This window comes from Lactobacillus nasalidis (genome assembly GCF_016587775.1).
GTDB classification, from domain to species: Bacteria; Bacillota; Bacilli; order Lactobacillales; family Lactobacillaceae; genus Lactobacillus; species Lactobacillus nasalidis.
In genome coordinates, this window is sequence record NZ_BOCG01000518.1 from 1 (window position 1) to 1,588 (window position 1,588).

Here is a 1,588-nt window from a genome sequence, read left to right on the forward strand (position 1 = left end):
AACGGCAATCGGCGACTCGGTCATGGCTTCTGCCAGTGACCTGCTGCACCAGCTGCTGCCGCACGCGATCGTTGATGCTACCGTCTCGCGGCAAGCCGATGTGGCTCCGCAGCTGCTGCAGTCATACGCTCAAAAGGGCGAACTGCAGGACAATGTTTTGATCGGTCTGGGGACCAACGGGCCTTTCAGTGACGATGAAGTCAAGCAGATCATGCAGATCATCGGCTCAAAGCGCCGGCTCTTCTGGATCAACGTCATCGTGCCGACCCGGTCCTGGCAGAACCAGGTCAACCAGCAGCTAAAGAGCTTGAGCAAAAAATACAAGAACCTGACCGTCATTGACTGGTACGGCTATGCTCACAGCCAGTCCAGCTGGTTTTACGATGACCGGACCCACCCGAACAATGTTGGTCAAAACTACTACAGCACGTACATCGTTAAAGAAATGGTTCGCGCCAGCGAATCAGATTAGCTTTTTGATTTGGAAAAGAATAGGAATTAAATGGAACTGGAATTTCTTGGAACCTGCTCGGGACAGCCTTCAAAACTGCGCAACGTCTCGAGTCTGGCCTTAAAGTTACTGGACGAGCTGAACGAAATCTGGCTGTTTGACTGCGGCGAAGCGACTCAGCACCAGATCTTGCGCACCAACATCCGGCTGCGCAAAGTTACTAAAATCTTCATCTCGCACAATCACGGCGACCATATCTTCGGTCTGCCCGGTCTTTTGTCAACCCGGTCCTTCCAAGGGGACGTCGGCCCTTTGACGATTTACGGGCCGGCAGGGATCGAGCAGTTCGTCAGGACCGCCCTGCGGATTTCAAAAACCAAAATTTCCTATCCGATTAAATTCGTTACCTTGGAAAAAGCTGGTAAAATTGTAAGTGAGCGGGGGTTTGAGGTTTACACCGAAAAGCTGGACCACCGCATCGACAGCTGGGGCTTCCGGGTAGTTGAGGCAGACAAGGCCGGCGAACTCTTGATGGACAAGCTGGCAGAATTCAATGTGCCTAACGGCCCGCTGCTTGGCAAGCTGAAGCGCGGCGAGCAGGTTGAGCTGGAAGACGGGACCGTTTTGAACGGCAAGGACTTCCTCGGCCCGGCCAAGAAGGGGCGGGTGGTGACCGTGATCTACGATACCCGGTCGACACCTTCAATTCGCCGCCTGGCAGACCATGCCGACGTTCTGGTTCACGAAGCGACTTTTGACGCGAGTGAAAGCAAGCTGGCCAAGGACTATTACCACTCAACGTGCACACAAGCCGCTGAGACGGCCCTTGCCTGCCAGGTGGGGCATTTGTACCTGACCCATGTTTCGGCCCGGTACGTGGGCCCTCTGGCCAGCCAGATGGTCAAACAGGCCAGGAAGATCTTCCCGGCCACGACGCTGGCCAAGGACTTGGACAGCTTTGTAGTTCCAATGAAAGGTTAACGTGTTAAAAAATGAGTGATTCGTTACGCAATAAAGTTGTAGTTATTACGGGCGCCAGCAGCGGCATTGGCCGCTCGATCGCCATGGAAAGCGCCAGCCGCGGGGCCACGGTCGTTTTGCTGGCCCGCCGGCTGGACAAGCTGGAAGAGATTGCCG

The 1,588-nt window shown here is 54.9% G+C and carries 3 protein-coding genes; all 3 read left to right on the forward strand.

Annotated features, from left to right (window positions below; translation table 11 throughout):
- The coding region (locus tag lacNas_RS10145; RefSeq protein ID WP_444979756.1) for an SGNH/GDSL hydrolase family protein at window positions 1-472 on the forward strand (472 nt) is incomplete at its 5' end.
- A 30-nt stretch (window positions 473-502) separates the two neighbouring features.
- The gene (rnz, locus tag lacNas_RS10150) at window positions 503-1,432 is read left to right on the forward strand and encodes a ribonuclease Z (RefSeq protein ID WP_201331305.1); all 930 of its coding nucleotides are present in this window, start codon (window positions 503-505) and stop codon (window positions 1,430-1,432) included.
- A gap of 11 nt (window positions 1,433-1,443) precedes the next feature.
- Window positions 1,444-1,588, forward strand: a 145-nt coding sequence (locus lacNas_RS10155; RefSeq protein ID WP_201346825.1) for an SDR family NAD(P)-dependent oxidoreductase, incomplete at its 3' end; no start/stop codon positions are given.

What these genes read in the sequence shown, in the direction of transcription:
- rnz (WP_201331305.1), top strand. Translation starts at nt 503, where the DNA reads ATGGAACTGGAATTTCTTGGAACCTGCTCGGGACAGCCTTCAAAACTG.